The organism is Pseudomonas sp. NY5710 (assembly GCF_013305665.1).
Lineage (GTDB): Bacteria > Pseudomonadota > Gammaproteobacteria > Pseudomonadales > Pseudomonadaceae > Aquipseudomonas > Aquipseudomonas juntendi.
In genome coordinates, this window is record NZ_CP045554.1 from 2475820 (window position 1) to 2492622 (window position 16803).

18 protein-coding genes and 6 pseudogenes are annotated in these 16803 nt (G+C 55.6%); 17 read left to right on the forward strand and 7 right to left on the reverse strand.

What is annotated here, in order from left to right; genetic code table 11:
- Window positions 1–287: 287 nt before the first annotated feature.
- The 10 genes and pseudogenes from GEV39_RS11190 to GEV39_RS11230 form a co-directional block, all read left to right on the forward strand.
- Window positions 288–2024, forward strand: a pseudogene (locus GEV39_RS11190) (AHH domain-containing protein); the annotation flags it as partial.
- Between the two features lie 14 nt (window positions 2025–2038).
- A complete protein-coding gene (locus GEV39_RS11195) occupies window positions 2039–2644 on the forward strand; it encodes a hypothetical protein (RefSeq protein WP_173888975.1) in 606 nt (201 codons plus the stop codon).
- A gap of 142 nt (window positions 2645–2786) precedes the next feature.
- Window positions 2787–4086: pseudogene (locus GEV39_RS11205) on the forward strand (RHS repeat-associated core domain-containing protein); the annotation flags it as partial.
- 104 nt (window positions 4087–4190) lie between these two features.
- A complete protein-coding gene (locus GEV39_RS11210; RefSeq protein ID WP_173888977.1) occupies window positions 4191–4481 on the forward strand; it encodes a hypothetical protein in 291 nt (96 codons plus the stop codon).
- A gap of 13 nt (window positions 4482–4494) precedes the next feature.
- Complete coding sequence (locus GEV39_RS11215; RefSeq protein WP_173888979.1) at window positions 4495–5022, forward strand: hypothetical protein; 528 nt, start codon at window positions 4495–4497, stop codon at window positions 5020–5022.
- Between the two features lie 216 nt (window positions 5023–5238).
- The gene (gene tnpB, locus GEV39_RS11220) at window positions 5239–5598 is read left to right on the forward strand and encodes an IS66 family insertion sequence element accessory protein TnpB (protein WP_249414343.1); all 360 of its coding nucleotides are present in this window, start codon (window positions 5239–5241) and stop codon (window positions 5596–5598) included.
- Window positions 5599–5616: 18 nt separating this feature from the next.
- Window positions 5617–6021, forward strand: coding sequence for an IS66 family transposase (locus GEV39_RS26060; RefSeq protein WP_249414344.1), 405 nt, complete (start codon window positions 5617–5619; stop codon window positions 6019–6021).
- Between the two features lie 10 nt (window positions 6022–6031).
- A complete protein-coding gene (locus GEV39_RS26065) occupies window positions 6032–6169 on the forward strand; it encodes a hypothetical protein (protein ID WP_249414360.1) in 138 nt (45 codons plus the stop codon).
- Window positions 6136–7119: pseudogene (gene tnpC / locus GEV39_RS26070) on the forward strand (IS66 family transposase). The gene GEV39_RS26065 and the pseudogene tnpC overlap by 34 nt, the downstream one beginning before the upstream one ends.
- Window positions 7116–7424: a hypothetical protein gene (locus tag GEV39_RS11230; protein ID WP_173888981.1), complete on the forward strand. Its 309-nt coding sequence runs from the start codon at window positions 7116–7118 to the stop codon at window positions 7422–7424. Before tnpC ends, GEV39_RS11230 begins: the two are co-directional and overlap by 4 nt.
- A gap of 316 nt (window positions 7425–7740) precedes the next feature.
- Here the strand turns inward: GEV39_RS11230 and GEV39_RS11235 are convergent, their stop codons facing one another.
- The 3 genes from GEV39_RS11235 to GEV39_RS11245 form a co-directional block, all read right to left on the reverse strand.
- Entirely contained in the window at window positions 7741–8058 is a 318-nt protein-coding gene (locus tag GEV39_RS11235) for a hypothetical protein (RefSeq protein WP_173888983.1), read from the reverse strand.
- A gap of 89 nt (window positions 8059–8147) precedes the next feature.
- A complete protein-coding gene (locus GEV39_RS11240; protein ID WP_003248391.1) occupies window positions 8148–8444 on the reverse strand; it encodes an immunity protein Tsi6 family protein in 297 nt (98 codons plus the stop codon).
- Window positions 8441–8896 (reverse strand): polymorphic toxin type 46 domain-containing protein, encoded by a 456-nt coding sequence (locus GEV39_RS11245; RefSeq protein ID WP_249414345.1) that lies wholly within the window; start codon window positions 8894–8896, stop codon window positions 8441–8443. The genes GEV39_RS11240 and GEV39_RS11245 overlap by 4 nt, the downstream gene beginning before the upstream one ends.
- 71 nt (window positions 8897–8967) lie before the next feature.
- Between GEV39_RS11245 and GEV39_RS11250 the strand changes: the two genes are divergently transcribed.
- The 6 genes and pseudogenes from GEV39_RS11250 (at window position 8968) to GEV39_RS11275 (ending at window position 12660) form a co-directional block, all read left to right on the forward strand.
- Window positions 8968–9570: a DcrB-related protein gene (locus GEV39_RS11250; RefSeq protein ID WP_249414346.1), complete on the forward strand. Its 603-nt coding sequence runs from the start codon at window positions 8968–8970 to the stop codon at window positions 9568–9570.
- Window positions 9567–10586: a PAAR domain-containing protein gene (locus tag GEV39_RS11255; protein ID WP_173888985.1), complete on the forward strand. Its 1020-nt coding sequence runs from the start codon at window positions 9567–9569 to the stop codon at window positions 10584–10586. The genes GEV39_RS11250 and GEV39_RS11255 overlap by 4 nt, the downstream gene beginning before the upstream one ends.
- A gap of 172 nt (window positions 10587–10758) precedes the next feature.
- On the forward strand, window positions 10759–11268 hold the full coding sequence (locus tag GEV39_RS11260) for a hypothetical protein (protein WP_173888987.1): 510 nt from the start codon (window positions 10759–10761) through the stop codon (window positions 11266–11268).
- Entirely contained in the window at window positions 11268–11477 is a 210-nt protein-coding gene (locus GEV39_RS11265; protein WP_173888989.1) for a hypothetical protein, read from the forward strand. The genes GEV39_RS11260 and GEV39_RS11265 overlap by 1 nt, the downstream gene beginning before the upstream one ends.
- Window positions 11478–11587: 110 nt before the next feature.
- A pseudogene (locus tag GEV39_RS11270) lies at window positions 11588–12263 on the forward strand (IS5 family transposase); the annotation flags it as partial.
- Window positions 12264–12306: 43 nt separating this feature from the next.
- Entirely contained in the window at window positions 12307–12660 is a 354-nt protein-coding gene (locus GEV39_RS11275) for a hypothetical protein (protein WP_173888991.1), read from the forward strand.
- A 78-nt stretch (window positions 12661–12738) separates the two neighbouring features.
- Here the strand turns inward: GEV39_RS11275 and GEV39_RS26515 are convergent, their stop codons facing one another.
- From GEV39_RS26515 to GEV39_RS11290, 3 genes and pseudogenes are all read right to left on the reverse strand, one after another.
- Window positions 12739–12945, reverse strand: coding sequence for a hypothetical protein (locus GEV39_RS26515; RefSeq protein WP_457254873.1), 207 nt, complete (start codon window positions 12943–12945; stop codon window positions 12739–12741).
- Between the two features lie 333 nt (window positions 12946–13278).
- Window positions 13279–14154 (reverse strand): annotated as a pseudogene (locus GEV39_RS11285) (DUF6861 domain-containing protein); the annotation flags it as partial.
- Window positions 14155–14687: 533 nt separating this feature from the next.
- Window positions 14688–15656, reverse strand: coding sequence for a glucuronyl hydrolase (locus tag GEV39_RS11290; protein ID WP_249414347.1), 969 nt, complete (start codon window positions 15654–15656; stop codon window positions 14688–14690).
- A 190-nt stretch (window positions 15657–15846) separates the two neighbouring features.
- Between GEV39_RS11290 and GEV39_RS11295 the strand changes: the two are divergent.
- Window positions 15847–16332, forward strand: a pseudogene (locus tag GEV39_RS11295) (MFS transporter); the annotation flags it as partial.
- Between the two features lie 18 nt (window positions 16333–16350).
- Here the strand turns inward: GEV39_RS11295 and GEV39_RS11300 are convergent.
- A complete protein-coding gene (locus GEV39_RS11300) occupies window positions 16351–16800 on the reverse strand; it encodes an acyl-CoA dehydrogenase family protein (RefSeq protein ID WP_249414348.1) in 450 nt (149 codons plus the stop codon).
- Window positions 16801–16803 lie beyond the last annotated feature (3 nt).

Genomic DNA, 16803 nt, shown 5'->3' on the forward strand with positions numbered 1-16803 from the left:
ATGTGTTTTTAATTTTAAGCCCTATTGCAAGTGTTAGATGCTAAAGATCTGATCTTTAATAACTAATGGGCTCGTTGGCTCTCTCGCAATATAGATAGAGCCAATGTTTTCTTCTAATGCATGTATTGTTGGATGTATCGACAACCCGCCCGAGCAGGTCTACCTGGTGTGCACCGAGGCCGGCCACTACATTCTGCAGACCCTCGATAAATTGTTCCTCTACTAAGGCGAAGTACCAGACACTAACACCGAAGTACCGCTGCAGCGTATCGAGAACGTCCTCGACCAACCGCGATGTCCGACAGGATTTCGAATACGACACCGGCGACCGGCTGCTGAGCATTGAGCGGCAACCAACCGGGATCGCCAAGCAGCATGGAATCACGGAAGAAAAGCTTGAGTACGCCTACGATCTGCTAGGCCGGCTAACGAAAGAAATCACCCCCGATGGGACGCTAGCCTACGAGTACGACCCGCTCAGCAACCTGACCACGCTGACTCTGCCAGATGGCCGCAAGGTCAACCACCTGTACTACGGCAGCGGTCACCTGCACCAGTTGAACCTGGACGGCCAGGTCATCAGCGACATGGAGCGCGATGACCTGCACCGCGAGGTGTACCGCACCCAGGGCAAGCTCACCAGTTGCTTCGGTTATGACGCCATGGGGCGCAAGGCCTGGCAGTTTGCCTCGACCTTGCCGGCCGACAAGCTCTCGCAGGTGCACAACACCGGCATCAATACCTCTTTGCTGGTCGAGCACGCCTACAACCCGATCCACCGCCGTTACCAGTACGACCCGGCCGGTGAACTGGTGCGTACGCTGGACAAGCTGCGTGGCGAGATCAAGTACGAGTATGAAGCCAATGGCCAGTTGCGCAGCCGTGATACCGGCTCGCTGGTGGGCAGCGAAGAGTTTCGTTATGACCCGGCAGCCAACCGGTTGGACTTCAATGCGCGGCAGTTCGACAAGGTCAAGGACAACCGCATCAAACAGTGGCGGGATCAGGAGTACCGCTACGACCCGTGGGGCAACCTGATCGAGAAGCGCTCGGGGCACAGCAAGCTGCAGCACTTCAGCTATGACTGCGAGAACCGGCTGGTGCGGGCGGAGACGTTGGTCAATGGCAAGCTGGCAAGCCGAGGCGAGTACCGTTACGACAGCCTTGGGCGGCGGGTGGCCAAGCGGGCTGAAATCAACGGCGAGGTCGAACAGAAGCGCTTCCTGTGGCAAGGCTTGCGGATGCTGCGGGAGGAAACGCCTGGGCAGAACATCCTGTACCTGTACGAGCCGGGGAGCTATGCGCCGTTGGCGCGGGTTGATCAGGTTGAAGGGGAAGGGCAGAAGGTCTATTACTTCCATACTGACCAGATTGGCACGCCGTTGGAGTTGACGGACAGTGACGGCAGGATCGTTTGGCAGGCCACGTATCGTTCTTGGGGGGCGCTAGAGCAACTGCCTGCTAGTGAGGTTACGCAGAACTTACGCTTTCAGGGTCAGTACTTCGATGGCGAAACGGGGCTTAACTACAACACCTACCGATATTATGATTCTGAATCAGGCCGCTTTATTACTCAAGACCCGATCGGGCTAGCGGGTAGTTTGAATCTATATCAGTACGCAGTGAATCCTATGATATGGATTGATCCTTGGGGATTGACATGCTCGACTGATGCTAAAGCACTTAGGGCTAATATGGTGGCAGCGGGTAAGTCCGAGCCCGCGTTTAAGAACTCGGCGCACCATATTGTCATGTCTAACTCGAACGATGTTAGAATGGTGGCGCTTCAAACTAAAATGGAGCGCTTGAGGATAGATATCAATGCTGCGGAAAATGGCATTTTCTTACCCTCGAATAGTAAAGTTAAGCTTCCTCCAGGCAGCACCTTGCCCAATCATGCAAGTATTCACAACAATGCTTATAAGCAGAAGGTCTTTGATCGATTGGTCGATATAAATAACAGTAGTGACTTCTTGACTGAGTTGACCAAGATCAACTCTGAAATTGCCCGTGGAATATTCTAGGCAGGATAAAAAGCATGCATGATTTAAAATATCTTGAACGAAAATATCTAGAAATTGAACCGCGAACTGAGGAGGTCCTGTCTTCTTTCTTGTCTGAGGCTTTATGCAGGTCGAGACGAATAGTGATAAGCAAGGGGCCGCTATATAACGTCAGTCCATATGAAATCGAGCGCGCCGGATTTAAAAAAGGGAAAGCTTTGAGAAAAATTCCATCTCATACAAAAAATACTCATGTGTATCATTTGGATGAGCATGATAAAGTAATCTTTTTGGAGATTTATGGACAGTCTGAAAGCATCATCAATAAGGAATTCTACTCCTATAGCGGCGGATGTATTGAGCGGGTCCATTTTACCAGTGCTGGAAAGCTTAGAAATATTTCGATTTCATTGCTTGAAGAGGGAGCGGTGGTGAAAGATATAAACTGGGGGCAGTACGGATGCAGTGAGTCAAATTATGTCTACGCTGATAAACGCCTAGAAAAAATACATGTTCGGCAAAAAGAGCATACTGAATCTGCATTTAGTGACTTTGAAGTGAGCTTTGAATATGATTCCGGCGAGTTGGTGAGTATAAAAAATGTCTTCCCTAATGGTTATGAAGAGCAGCGATTTCCTTGACGTAAATGCAAGGTTCAAGCCTCACGGTTCAGTGTAGTTCGCGTGAACAGCCGCCAGCACGCCGAGAGCCAGTGGATTCGCTGCTAGCATGACAAAGCGCAGTACCTGACCGCGCTGTTCAACGAAAACAACGCCACCTACAACCGGGATCGGCAAGCAGCTTGGGATAACGCAAGAAAAGCTTGAGTACGCCTACGATCTGCTCGGCCGGCTATCGAAAGAAATCACCCCCGATGGGACGCTAGCCTACGAGTACGACCCACTCAGCAACCTAACCACGCTGACCCTGCCGGATGGCCGCAAGGTCAACCACCTGTACTACGGCAGCGGTCATTTGCACCAGTTGAACCTGGACGGCCAGGTGATCAGCGACATGGAACGCGATGACCTGCACCGCGAGGTGTACCGCACCCAGGGCAAGCTCACCAGTTGCTTCGGTTATGACGCCGTGGGGCGCAAAGCCTGGCAGTTTGCCTCGACCTTGCCGGCAGACAAGCTCTCGCAGGTGCACAACGCCGGCATCAACACGTCGTTGCTGGTCGAGCACGGCTACAACCCGATCCACCGCCGCTACCAGTACGACCCGGCCGGTGAACTGGTACGTACGCTGGACAAGCTACGCGGTGAGATCAAGTACGAATACGAAGCCAACGGCCAGTTGCGCAGTCGTGATACTGGCTCCTTGATCGGCAGCGAGGAATTCCGCTACGGAACGGCAGCCAACCGCCTGGACTTCAATGCGCGGCAGTTCGACAAGGTCAAGGACAACCGGATCAAACAGTGGGCGGGATCAGGAGTACCGCTACGACCCATGGGGCAACCTGATCGAGAAGCGCTCGGGGCACAGCAAGCTGCAGAGCTTCAGTTACGACTGCGAAAATCGCCTGGTACGTGCTGAGACACTGGTCAATGGAAAGCTCGAAAGTAAAGGCGAGTATCGCTATGACAGCCTGGGGCGGCGAGTGGCCAAGCAGGCTGAGATCAACGGTGAAATCGAGCAGAAGCGCTTCCTCTGGCAAGGGCTGCGGATGCTGCGAGAGGAGACCCCCGGGAACAGCACTCTTTACGTGTATGAGCCGGGTAGCTATGCGCCATTGGCGCGAGTTGACCAGGCGGAAGGGGAAGGGCAGAAGCTCTACTATTTCCATACAGACCAGATTGGTACGCCGCTGGAGCTGACGAATAGCGACGGCAAGGTCGTTTGGCAGGCTATTTATCGCTCCTGGGGGGCGGTGGAAAGGCTTGCGATTAATGATGTCGAGCAGCACCTGCGGTTCCCCGGGCAGTATTTTGATGGCGAAACAGGCCTTCACTACAACACATTTCGCTTTTACGACCCCGAGCCGGGGAGATTTAACAGTCAAGATCCTATTGGTGTTTTGGGTGGATTCAATTTATATCAATATGCACCAAATCCTTTCATCTGGATGGATCCTTGGGGGTGGTGTGGTGAATTAAGTGGGAAGGCTAGGCAAGTTCACGACTTAGCTGGTGGGGGGATGCGAGAGCTATACGGAATTCCACCGTTTCAATCGTGGAGGCAAACGTGAACGGGAAACCACAATTGTTTGCGGCTGGTAGCGGGGGCCGTCTATCACCCGCGCAGCGCGAGTTGCTTCAAGAGCTTGGAGTGCCTAAAGAAAATATTTTCAACGGCAGAGCCTTTGTGAAAGATTTCGAAAAATTGGAAAATCATGCTGAGCGTATAATTTTAAGAAATCTGCCAGAAGACGCTGGGGTGTTGCGATGGGGAGTGTCATGGGGAGGACTGCAAAGAAACGCTTCATGCCCAAGCTGTCAGCCTCATGTAGACATCGCTGGCGGAATTTTTGATTAATAAGGAGATAGAAATGACATTTCCGTCGGAGAGAAAGCAAATCTTGCTAGGCGCACTGAGGGTTTTAACACCAACTGAGCGTGCAAAATTTAGTGCTTGGTGTCTGTACTATTTTGAGACCGACCCCGGCATAATTACTTTCTTTGAAAAAGTATTAGGCGGTCAGGCAAAAAATCGGGTGGCCAGTCTGGCTAGGAGGTTATGGTCATATGATGGTAGTGCCGATATATCGCAGAGTGATCTTAGTTTTTTAGAGGTATTGGATTGGGATGTTGATGCTGTTTCTGAGTCAGATATTGATGTGTCTCAAGGGCTGACGGACTATCTTGCGGCGGCAGCTTTTGCCGTCAAGGGAGTGCTAACGGGCAGAGAAGAAGATATCTATGCTTGCTCTGAGAACGTCATAAATAGATTGGATTATCTAATGAGTTTTAATGAATGCGAAACAAATGAGGATCTAGTTGAGGCTGAGTTTGAGAGTCAAGTTGATTTTCTGAAGAGTATGAGCTCAGGTCAATTGAAAATTGACTGGTCTCAGTAGTCATTTTTAAAGATTTGTAGGCTTGATTTTTAGTTTGGGATGGATTAAGGCAAGCTCGGTTTATTGGCTCGCAATATTTATAAAGTGCCACAGTATTGGCGGTTTTTAATCCACCTTGCTGTGCTGTTTTTTGTAAGGGATCCATCATCCCCACATTCCAAGCGTCCACCTGATGCCCGATGCTGCGCTCCGATTTCTTTCTGGAGCCAGCCCACCATGATGCGCCCCGACGGCAAAGTCGAAAAAGTCCACCTCTACCCCAAGCCTGTGGATTTTCGAAAATCCATCGACGGCCTCACCGCCCTGGTCGAGCTGGACATCAAAGTCGCCGTGTTCGACCCCGTGCTTTTCGTCTTTCTCAATAAAGCCCGTAACCGCATCAAGGTCATGTATTGGGAGCGCAACGGCTTCTGCCTTTGGCTCAAGCGCCTCGAAGCTGAGCGTTTCAAAACTTCCCCCGACGCCACCGACGAAGCCATCGTCCTGACCGTCCAGGAACTTAACTGGTTAATCGACGGCTTCGACCTCTGGCGCAATCGCCCGCATCAGGTTCTGACGCCCCGCTTCGTCGCCTGACCCGGTATAATCCAGGCCATGATTCCAGCGCCCGATGACCTTCCTGATGACCCTGCCGTGCTCAGGCAACTGCTTGCGCAGTTGCTGGCTGAGCGCACGGTCGACAAGGGCCACATCGTCGATCTGAAAGAACGGATCAAGCTGCTGCGTGATCGGCTGTTCAACCGCAAATCCGAGCAGACGGTCAAGCCCAACACGCCGCAACTGGCGTTGTTCAACGAGCCCGAAAGTCAGTGGATGCCTGCCGCTGATGAGGCCGACGAAGAAGTCGTTGCGCCGACCAATCGGCGCGGCAAACGCAAACCGTTGGCGGCTGACCTGCCACGTGTCGAAATCATCCACGACTTGCCCGAGCACGAGCAAACCTGCGAATGCGGTTTGCCGCAAGCATGTGATTGGCGAGGAAACCAGCGAGCAGCTTGATATCGTGCCGATGCAGATCCGTGTGCTCAAACATGTGCGCAAGGTCTACGGATGTCGTGGTTGCGAGACCGCTCCAGTCACTGCTGACAAGCCCACCCAGTTGATCGAAAAAGCATGGCCAGCCCCAGCGTGCTGGCCATGCTGCTGACTACTAAGTACGTCGATGGCTTGCCACTACGCAGGTTTGAAAGTGTGCTGTCCCGCCACGGCATCCAGGTTCCACGGCAAACTCTGGCGCATTGGGTGATCCAGTGCAGCGAGCACTTCCAGCCATTATTGAACCTGATGCGTTAGCGGTTGTTGGAAAGCCCCGTGATTCACTGCGATGAAACGCGGGTGCAGGTGCTCAAGGAACCGGATCGTGACCCGACCAGCCAGTCCTGGATGTGGGTGCAGGCCAGTGGGCCACCTGATCGAAAAGTCGTGTTGTTCGACTACACCACCAGCCGTGCGCAGGAAGTGCCATTGCGCCTGCTGGAGGGCTGATGATTACGGCGGTTACAACGCCCTGACATACAGCCCGGTGTCGAGCGATTGGCGTGCATGGCGCATGCCCGGCGCCAGTTCGTCGAAGCGCAGAAAGTGCAGCCCAAAGGCAAGAGCGGTCGTGCCGATGTGGCGCTAGCGATGATCAACAAGCTGTATGGCATCGAGCGTGAATTGAAGGATGTCAGCGATGGGCAGCGGTTCATCGGTCGCCAGGAAAGAAGCCTGCCGATCCTCGGGCAGTTGAAAAGCTGGCTGGACAAGACGCAGCCCCAAGTCACACCGCAAAGCGTGCTGGGTAAGGCGGTGCACTATTTGGCGAACACCTGGAGCCGGCTGGAGCGCTACGTCGAGGCAGGCCATTTGCCGATCGACAATAACCTGGCAGAACGTGCGATAAAGCCGTTTGTGATCGGGCGCAAGGCGTGGCTGTTCAGTGAAACGCCCAAGGGTGCGACTGCCAGTGCGCAGATCTACAGCCTGGTCGAGACCGCGAAGGCCAACGGCCAGGAGCCCTATATGTGGCTGCGCCACATACTGGAGCGGTTGCCGCATGCGCGGTCGGTTGCCGACTATGAAGCACTATTACCGTGGAATTGGAGAGCATCATGAGTGTTGATATCACCCATCTGACGGCTGATGAGTTGGTCGAACTGAACCATCAAATTATCGAGCGTCTGAAGATGCTGGAGACGTTGGAAACACATAAATCAATGATGCAACTCCATTCAGGAGCACGGGTCAGCTCCGAGTCCCCTGCCGGTGAACGGATTGTGGGAACGGTTATGAAGCTCAACCGCAAGACCGTGACGGTGGTAACCGATGCAGGGCGCCGCTGGAATGTCTCGCCACATTTATTGGCTCTGATCAAAAACGTAGTGTCGGGGAAGGTCGTGGGTATTCGCCCCCACAAATAGATGCTCCGTGTCTATCTTGAGCGCCATATCAGGGTATGTGGTGTTTGTGGATCTCATACGATGAAAAACAAGGCTCAGTTGACCACACTGTTCGCCCTGTCGAACCTGTGGGATGGGGAAATATCAACTTACCGCCCCGCACGGCAAGTTGATCGGAGCATCCTTAGATGCGCTTACTTATGATCGGCAGTGAAAGTTTCTGCATGTTGATTATGTGCTTTCTGGTCAAGACGCTCAGATTAGGCACGATTGGCGCTCTGCGTCTGATTGATCAAATGGATTGAACTCATGAAAAGATGGCAAGGCTGCCCGTCGATCATCCCTGGGAGGGCTTCTCCCCCATGCGCGCCTTGAGCTTGCGCAGGGTAGGGGACTCGCCCCCGGACAGCTCGATGCGAAACTCGGCGAAGGCGTGCTCGAGATCGGCATACTGCTGCAGCCCTTCTTCGGTGAACAGATAGCTTCCGGGGATGTCGCGCCATTCCATCGGGGTGCGGATCCGCTGCTGCTTTGCCGCGTTCAACAAGAGCTTCAGCTCTACACTCAACTTCATGGCGGCCGGGTCGTGTGACTTCAGCCGGTCAATGATGACACGCAGCGCTTTCGATTTTTGCCGGAGTGCGTAAATGTCCATCGTGGCTCAGCCTGCTGAGTGTAGGGTCTATAGCTTTCGTCAGTGACTGCGCTCGATGTTCAGTGGCTGGCCTGATCGATCGTCGGCAATCAATCGGGCAGTTGAATTTTGAGGCCACGAGCCGACTGGATGGCTACGTAATAGGCGTCTTTCAGTGCTCTGGCCAACTCGGGGTCATTTTCTTCGAATTCTTTCGAGGCAATGGCACCGATACTGAGTTGGTGGAGTTTCGATTTATCTTGCTCGCGCCCTTCGAACACGGCTTTCACATAGTCGAGTTGATTAAGTAGCATCCCATAAATGGGGTAAGCGGGACAGGCCTTGTTCCGCTGCGCGGTGATATCGATAGCCTTCTGTACATAGCCGAGGGGGGTTGTGGGTTTCATAATGCACCTGGTGTTAACAGTTTGAAGAGCTCGCGTTGGCAAGAGGTCATTTGCCGAGCACCGCCAATGGCGTCATAGGGTTGGGAGGGGACGGACCAGGTATCCAGTACCGGTGCCGAGGTGCTCCTCAGCAGCGTGACCTTCTCAGTGCTCTGGTAGACGTTCACGATCTTGGGCACGATGGTTTCGGTTTTGTAGATTTGGCCAAGCGGGTTGATCCCCAGTTGCCCTGGCACCACGTCTGGGGTAGGAGAGTACCACATGCCTTGCCGGCCGCCGGGCACCTGGAATTGCCAAAGTGTCTTGCCCCGGTTGATTGTTTCCGTGAAGACCGGTTGAGTGAAGTCCAAGCCGTTCATGTAGCCTTCGTAGTCGGCAGGCTTATAGCCCTGTAACTTGAAGAAGTTGACAGCAGTTTCCTGGTTGCCTCGTATGTTGATGTCCTGTGCCAAGTTACCCGTTCAAGCGAACTTCTTGTTCAGGTACTCCCTACGGGAAACTTCCGTTAAGCCTGGCTTATCTGGTGCCTGGGCAATGGGCGGTCGATCGGGTAGTGGTCGCTGAGCGCCGTGCGCGCGAAGAACGCCTTGAGCGTGAGCGTCTAGAAGAGGCAGCTCGCAATGCAGAGCCTCCGCCGCCGCAACGTTTTCTTACAAATGAGTTAAGTTTTATTCGCCCAAAAAATTTAATAGATAAGACATTTCACGTATTTACTCTTACGGACCTTGGGCCCAGCCCGTTTTCGCTTGTCGTGGGACGTTCGTCAGCGGAGCCGGACGCGAATTTAGAGACGCTTGCGCAACAACTACTTGGTGAGTTGAAAAAGACGTTGTCCCATGTTCAGTGGATTGAGCCTGTTTCCCCGGTGGAGGCGGCTGGCTTGGAGGCCCGACGCCTAGAGTTCCGTTGGCGGCAACAAGGCCAACCGATTCATCAGGTACAGCTGATTTTTCTGTATCAGGATGAATACAAGCGGCCATTACTAATGCAAATTACAGGTACGAGCAACAATCCCAAAGGTATGACTGCGGATGAGCGTAATGCTTTCGATACTTTGGTTGAAAGCCTTCAACTGCGGTATCAGCCTGAGAACGAGGGGGATGCGGAACAGGTCAAGTCAGCATGACTGCGGCGGCCGCGAGAGTAGACGATCCAATCGAGCACTCTAGCGCTTTAGGTGGGCTGCTTGCTGGTTTAGCGATAGGCGCAGGGGCGGTACTCATAGGGATTGCCGTTGTCGCAACAGGCGGGCTCGGGGCTGTTGCCCTAGCCGCGATGGTGGGGGCGGGAGCAGCTACAGGCGCTGGAATTGGTCAACTGATTGGTAGCTTATCTTTCGCTTGTAGTGAAACAGGGCAGATACGATCAGGCTCAAGCAACGTACATATAAATGGGAAGCCAGCTGCGAGGGCTCATCTGGATAATGTCGAGTGCTCGGATCATCCAGGGAGTGTGAAGATATTAGCGCAGGGTAGTGATACGGTTTATATCAACGGTCAGCCTGCTGCTCGGGTAGGAGACCGAACAGTTTGTGATGCAAAAATAAGTGCTGGTGCTCCCAATGTCTGTATAGGTGGGGGCACAGCGACAACTGATGCAATTGACCCAGAAGTCCCTGTTTGGCTTGAGCGTGCGATAATGGCGCTGGGGCTGGCCAGTGCTTTTGTATTGGCAAGTCCAGTTTTGGTCATGGCAGGGTTGGTTGGTGGTATTGCGGGTGGTATGGCCGGGCACTGGGCTGGAGGAGAGCTCTTCGGTGAGGGTTCCGACGGCCAGAAGCTAACAGCGTTTGGTGGTGCCCTGCTTGGAGGGGGAATTGGTGCCAAAGGCGGGAAAGCTTTCGATGCGCGCTATGATATCAAAGTCCAAGGTTTTGGTTCTAATCTTGGAAATGTCAAAATAGTCCCTAAGAAGATAGACGCTCCAGAAGCTAGGCCGCCGCTGCGCGGTGCAAATGGTAGATTTGTTAAGAGCAGCGAAGCTCCTGTTCAATACAACCGAAAATCTCACAAGGTTCTAGATGCTAATACTATTCAAGACGGTCCAGATGCGGGGGAAGTTCTTACAGCTGATATGGATGTTGTCCATAGGAATGATCCTCGAATTACAATCGAGCACAACAAGCCTGTCGTTGAACACTAGAACGAACAGGGGTACAATTCCACTCGTGCAGCACGAAATGATTTTTACAATGAAACAGATAACACGAGTATTCGGTTGCGCTCTGCCAATAGTTCTGATGGCGCGAAAATGGCGGCTGAGGGCGTGAGGTACAGGCAGGACGTTGATCCCGATTATAAATGATGAGGTTTGTATGTTTTCTAAAGATGACCTGCTGCAATCCTTTGCTAGTGTAGATGAATACTTGGGTTGTTATTTTTTTCAGCACACACTTCCAAAAGTGACGTATGAATACTGCCTGCACAGTACGCAAAAAAAAGACTTGTTAGTTATTTCTGAGGGCGTGAGTGATAGGGATTTCGCTGTAAAGGTTGCCGGGCAGGCCCCAGACTCCTTAACTCAGGATGAACCATGTTTGTTCGGGCTTTTTCCAAATAAGTATGGTTTTACGCACGCTTTGGTGGTACCTAACACGTACCATGGCAGCTTGAAGGGGCGACTCGAAAGTAAGCGAGAAAATTTATACCTTTGCATTCCGATACACCGATGTGAGTTTTCAGGAACCGAATCTGAGCGTGAATTCAAAGAAATGATTCAGCGTTTGATTCCTGTGTTTCGCTGGGATAGGGGGGGTGCCCAAAAATTCGAGTGTACTTTGATAATCCTAGTACTGAAGCCGGTACCGATGAGGCTGGTGTTCTGATGAAATACCCTACTCTGTTAACAGAGATAGACAATCTCAGTGGTGTGGTTAATGGGTTTATTGAGATTACAAATTACAAAGGAGGTGTGATTGAAATCCTCTCCCCACAAGTTGAAATGTTTACGCTGATTCGCAATCGGAAAGATGAAAAGGTCCTGACTCGTCCTCAACTGGTTGAGGCTTTGAATGGCTTTGTTCATGCGGAGTGAGTAATATTTCTTAGGGTAATGACTCTAGGGATTCTCCGATCAAGTCAGCATAGGCAGCCTGACCTGTGCTGAAATAGCGCTCCGTTCATCCACGCCAACAAGTCTTGCCCATGAGTCAGATGAGCTTCTCCGATTTCGAATATGCCGGTAAGCGCAAGCAAACCCGTCGTGAGCGTTTCCTGGCCGAGATGGAACAGGTCGTACCGTGGAGCGGACTGATCGCGTTGATCGAGCCGCATTACCCAAAGGCAGGTGGCGGTAGCAAACCCTATCCATTGGAAACCATTCTGCGCATTCATCTGCTGCACAACTGGTTTTCACTGAGTGACCCGGCCATGGAAGAAGCGTTGTACGAGATCACCTCGATGCGCCGGTTCGCTCGACTGACGCTCAGCGCCCCGATCCCCGAAGACACGACGATCATGAACTTCCGGCACCTGCTGGAGAAGCACCAGTTGGCGGCAGGTATTCTGGAAACCATCAACGCGTACCTGCGAGACAAAGGCTTGTCGCTGCGCCAGGGCACAATCATCCACGCACCCAGTTCGACCAAGAACAAGGAAGGCAAACGCGATCCGGAAATGCACCAGACGAAGAAAGGAAACCAGTATTTCTTCGGCATAAGTGATCTGGCAGATCGCTGCGCGACGCAGCACCTACAAGCATTTGAGCAAACGCAGTGCGCTGTACAAGGCCAGGCGCAAGATCGAGAAGGCCAAAGCCCAGGTACGTGCGAAGGTCGAGCATCCGTTTCGGGCGATCGAGCGTCAGTTCGGTTATGTGAAGACTTTGGGAAACCGGTCAATCTAAATTATCCTGAGGAATTCTGATGTCTGTAATTGCAATTGTCATTGAGGGAACTGGGGTTTCAGCTTCAGCCCTTATGAAACTCCATCGTGTACTTGGTATCCCATTGCTGCAGTTGAAATCAGCGGTTCTGGCGCACGAACCTATTTTAGAATTGGAGATTTTTGACGGGGACTACCAAGAGCGTGCAAGACTGATTCGGTCAGTGTGTGCTGTGCTGAATACGGAAAAAGTAGATGCGTCTTACTACGAAATACCCTATGGTCAGCAATATGCAGGAAACTCACAGCTATCTCTATGGAAAATTGATTCAAATCTCGTAGAGGGTATATTGAGTGCGGCCGATTATGAGGTGGAGCGACAGCTCAATAGTTAGTCTACTAGTAGATATACGAGGTTCCTCAGCGGCATCCGACTGCACCTGTGCCACGTCGTTGGGCCGCCCGACTGATATCTAACGTATGGCGAACAACGCCGACGCATCGTGTAATTCCCAAGTGGCGAACACTACGCCATCGACGAAGATGGCAACATGGTCAGCCTGGTCCTGCCGGACGGCAATCGCCTCCCCTTCAAGTACGACGAATTCGCTCGGCTGCTCGCGGAAGTCGAGGCCCTGAGCCAGATGACCGAGTACCCACCGAGGTAGCGGTGGTGCCATTGTTCACCCGCCGACTGAAACCGTCCCTGGCCTCATGGGCGCTGTTCAAGCCGCTATCGACGCTCTGGTTGAGCTCGTTGAATTTTTGTTCGAGATTGCGTTCGATATCTCCCCAGCTGCGAATGTTGGTCAAAAGATCCATTCCGCTTCACCGTCCATGGAGGAAGGCGGCGCTTCTGCGAAGACTCCGGCGTGCCGCTGAAGTCGATGCTGGGCCAGCACGTCAGCATCGAAATCGAGTTGTCCGAAGGCGGCCCGCGCTACTTTTAGTTGTTGATCGTGCGCTACGAAGTCAGGGTCCTGCTTCGCATAAAATTCTCGCAAGTTCCTTGGCTCGCCCTGGCTGATGGGAGATGATTCTTTAACTTGCAACTCCGGCTGCGCCAACAGCTTCTGCTCATTCTTCGCCAACCAGGCCGCCAGCTGCTTGTTGGAGATCTGAGCCTGCAGCCGAGCGCTCCGGGCGGCAATGCTTTCCATGCTGCTCATGACGCCGGCCTTCATTTGCCCCCGAGTAAGGTAGGTGACGATGGCTGTCAGTAGAAGCAGTACCAACTGCTCCTGCCCGCGAGCAAGCTGACGTGCCGCGCGCTCGACGCGCTCCTGAGCCTGCGCCGACGAGCCACCGCTTGGGTCCAGCCCGGCGGGCTTGAGGCCATCCTCGGCAAACCAGGCCGTGGCCATACCTTGCTGAAGGGTCGACAGGCAGGCCGGCAGGCCCTGGTAAAAATACTCGGCGATGGCCGACAGCCCCAGACCCATGAGGATCAGGTTGCCGACCTGCAGGCCAATACCGGCGCCGGCCACCGCGCCTGGTGCCGCGCCGACGCCAAAGGCGAACGCCCCGGCCACGCCACCCGCGAGCGAGCCAACCGCCACGCTGCCACCGAGGATCATCGACACTTCTTTGACCAGTTGCAGCAGCACCGGCAGGATCTGCTCGATACCGATCGAGGACCACTTGCGCTTCAGGTTGTCCTGGATGATCGGGTAGGACAGGGCCATGGCCTGGCGCACGTTGTCGATGCGCTGCCCACCCAGGTAGCCATAAGCCTGGTTGGCGCCATTATTGACCCGTCGACTGAAACCGTCCCACGCCTCCTGGGCGCTGTTCAGGCCGCTATCGACGCTCTGGTTGAGCTCGCTGAATTACTGTTCGAGGTTGCGTTCGATGTCTCCCCAGCTGGGGATGTTGGCTAAAAGATCCATTTTCGCTTCACTGTCCATGGAAATAGGCGACGCTTCGGCGGCGAGCGCAGCATTTCGTTTCAGACACCAAGATGAGTACAAAGGTCTGACAGGCGTTCATTGTTCTCATGACAGGCGTGCGCGGCAATAATGGCAATTGAGCATCATGGCCTGCTTCGAGCCTTGCCGCATGCCGCAAGTGCCGGTACGGCCGCACTGGCAGTGGCCATCTGCCAGAGTTGCAAGTGGCGGAAAATTTGAACCAATCCACGCTATGAAGCATTTTTCGGCGAGTGAGGCGGGGGCGCCAAGAAGCGAGACGGGCGAATGCATCCCCCGATAATCATGGACCTGGCCTCCGCGCTGCTGTCGCTGCAGAACCGGCGCGTATTACAGTCCCGTTCTACTACTTCGAGCACACCGCCGCAGGCACACCATGAATCTGCGATGACTCCAGCACGCTGGTCGACATCCCCGAGCAACCGCAGATCCGCTTTCACAGCGCGGTTAACCTCCCACCATAAGTCCGCTTGAGCCTGAAATCCGCCCGCCGCTCACCACTCCGCCACGCCGCCGTCGCCAGCCAGTACCTGACCCTGGGCGCGCAGCGCCTCGACCAGGAAAAAGGTCGCGCAGGGCGTTTCCACCAGGCTGGTACGCTGCGCATCAAGGCGATAGCGGTGGCCGATGAAGCAGCCGTGCCGCACCGACGTTGTCAGCAGCCCGGCTATCTGCCGGCAGGCCAGCTCGCACCAGGCATTACGCCCCGGCAGGCATTGCCATAGGCGCAGCAAGGCCACCGAGGCGATGGCGATGGCGCAGGGGTCGGCCTCGTCGGCGCCTGGGCGGCCGCTGGCGGCGGCAGCGCCCCAGCGCTGGGTCCAGTACTCGCAGGCCCGGCCTGCGGCCTCGGCGTATTCACCACCATAGCGACCTACGGCCTCGGCCAGCCCCAGCATCGCCCAGGCCTGCCCCCGTGCCCATTGGCCTGGCGCGGTACGCTGCCAGTTACCGCCTGGCAGCAACAGGGCCTGATTGGCCCAGGCGCCCGAGGGCTCGGACAAGCTGTTCAGGCAAAGGCGCAGGTGTTGGCGTGCCAGGGCCCAATGGCCGGCGTCCGGGCTGGCATGCAGCAGGGCGAGGGTCGGGGCCAGTGCGTCGATGTCCAAGGTCCTGGCGCCAGGCTCGCCAGCCCCAAGCCCTGTGCCCAACCACCAACCGCCCAACTGCGGATCGTAGTCCGCGGCCAGTGCCGCGGCCGCCTGGGTGGCCAGGCCACGGGCCTGCTCGTCGCACGACTGGCGGGCAGCAAGGCCGGCGCCGTACCAGAACACGAAGCTGCGGTTGACACTCGGTTCGCCAAGCTGTGCGGCCAGCCGGGCGCTCCATGTCCGTGCTTCGGCCAGATCCACCGCGTCGCCACTGGCCTGGGCGCGCCGCCACCAAAGCGCGGCCCAGAAGCCGCCCAGCCAGGAGCCGCGGCGCGACAGTTTCCAGGGCGAGTCCCGATCTACGCGGTACAACGGGAAATGGCCATCGCACTGCTGCGAGATGCGCGGCAGGGGCGCCAGCAGGGCTTCGATGATCGCCCCGCGTTTAGCGCCATTGGCGCTGCTGCTGGCGCTGCTGGTCGCTCGGCAGATCGCCCCGGCGCCCCAGGCGCATCGACCGCCCGTACGCGTACAGCGGCCCAACGGCTGGCTGCTGCGGCTGATGGCCATCCAGGGCTGCGCCGGGCTGTGCCTGTCGGCCTTCATCACCTTTTTTGGCGTGCATGCCAGCAGCCTCGGTGTGACGCCCGCGAGCATCGGCCTGATGATCAGTGCGTTCGGCGTCACCGGTGTGCTTTCACGGCTGCTGCTCACGCCGTTGGGCGCGGCTTTCAGGGATGAAACCGTGTTGCTGGGCGGCCTGTTCCTGATCGCCCTGGCGACGATCGTGTTGATGCAACTGGCCACGCCCGCGCGCCACTGGCCCCTGTGGGCGGCGGTGGTCGGAATGGGCCTGAGCCTAGTCGCCAGCAACGCGGTAGCCATGAGCATGCTGCTGCGCGAACCGCGCTTCGGCGGAGTTGCCAGTAGCGCCGGGCTGCTGTCGCTGGGGTTCTTTGGCGGTATCGCACTGGGCCCACCGCTGTTCGCCGTGCTGCTGCGCCAGCCCGGCGGCTTCACCGCGGGCTGGACACTGCTGATGATCGCCTTGTGCCTGGGCGCCGGGCTATGCCGCAGCCTGTACCGGGCGCGGCATGTGTCGGAGGGCGGCGCCGATGCCGGAACAGCTGTCGGGCTCGGACATGGCATAGCAGGGCACTTGCTCGCCGCGCACCAGCGGCAGGTACACGCGCTCGCGCAGGCTTGGGTTGGCGTGGCGTGCCAGCATGTGGCAGTCCAGCGTGGCGTCGCAGCCGAGAATTGCCGGCGCGAACTCGCTGCGGCCTTCTTCGGCGGCCACCTCCAGGTAGTCGATCAGGCGCGCGAGGCGACCGCCGTCGGCCACGGGGTAGAAATTGCCGAATACCCCGGCGGCCTTGGCCTGCGCCTGCAGTTCGGCGCTTAGCCGCGCCGCCGCCGCGTCGCAGCGGCCCAGCTCGGCCTCACGGGGCAAAATCTGCCGCTCGACGAAGTGGCGTACCCGTTGCGCCAGTTCAGTGACGTGCTCGTTGGCCATGGC

What these genes read in the sequence shown, in the direction of transcription:
- GEV39_RS11195 (WP_173888975.1), top strand. Translation starts at nt 2,039, where the DNA reads ATGCATGATTTAAAATATCTTGAACGAAAATATCTAGAAATTGAACCG.
- GEV39_RS11215 (WP_173888979.1), top strand. Translation starts at nt 4,495, where the DNA reads ATGACATTTCCGTCGGAGAGAAAGCAAATCTTGCTAGGCGCACTGAGG.
- tnpB (WP_249414343.1), top strand. Translation starts at nt 5,239, where the DNA reads ATGATGCGCCCCGACGGCAAAGTCGAAAAAGTCCACCTCTACCCCAAG.
- GEV39_RS26060 (WP_249414344.1), top strand. Translation starts at nt 5,617, where the DNA reads ATGATTCCAGCGCCCGATGACCTTCCTGATGACCCTGCCGTGCTCAGG.
- GEV39_RS26065 (WP_249414360.1), top strand. Translation starts at nt 6,032, where the DNA reads ATGCAGATCCGTGTGCTCAAACATGTGCGCAAGGTCTACGGATGTCGT.
- GEV39_RS11230 (WP_173888981.1), top strand. Translation starts at nt 7,116, where the DNA reads ATGAGTGTTGATATCACCCATCTGACGGCTGATGAGTTGGTCGAACTG.
- GEV39_RS11235 (WP_173888983.1), bottom strand. Translation starts at nt 8,058, where the DNA reads ATGGACATTTACGCACTCCGGCAAAAATCGAAAGCGCTGCGTGTCATC.
- GEV39_RS11240 (WP_003248391.1), bottom strand. Translation starts at nt 8,444, where the DNA reads ATGAAACCCACAACCCCCCTCGGCTATGTACAGAAGGCTATCGATATC.
- GEV39_RS11255 (WP_173888985.1), top strand. Translation starts at nt 9,567, where the DNA reads ATGACTGCGGCGGCCGCGAGAGTAGACGATCCAATCGAGCACTCTAGC.
- GEV39_RS11260 (WP_173888987.1), top strand. Translation starts at nt 10,759, where the DNA reads ATGTTTTCTAAAGATGACCTGCTGCAATCCTTTGCTAGTGTAGATGAA.
- GEV39_RS11265 (WP_173888989.1), top strand. Translation starts at nt 11,268, where the DNA reads ATGAAATACCCTACTCTGTTAACAGAGATAGACAATCTCAGTGGTGTG.
- GEV39_RS11275 (WP_173888991.1), top strand. Translation starts at nt 12,307, where the DNA reads ATGTCTGTAATTGCAATTGTCATTGAGGGAACTGGGGTTTCAGCTTCA.
- GEV39_RS26515 (WP_457254873.1), bottom strand. Translation starts at nt 12,945, where the DNA reads ATGGCACCACCGCTACCTCGGTGGGTACTCGGTCATCTGGCTCAGGGC.
- GEV39_RS11300 (WP_249414348.1), bottom strand. Translation starts at nt 16,800, where the DNA reads ATGGCCAACGAGCACGTCACTGAACTGGCGCAACGGGTACGCCACTTC.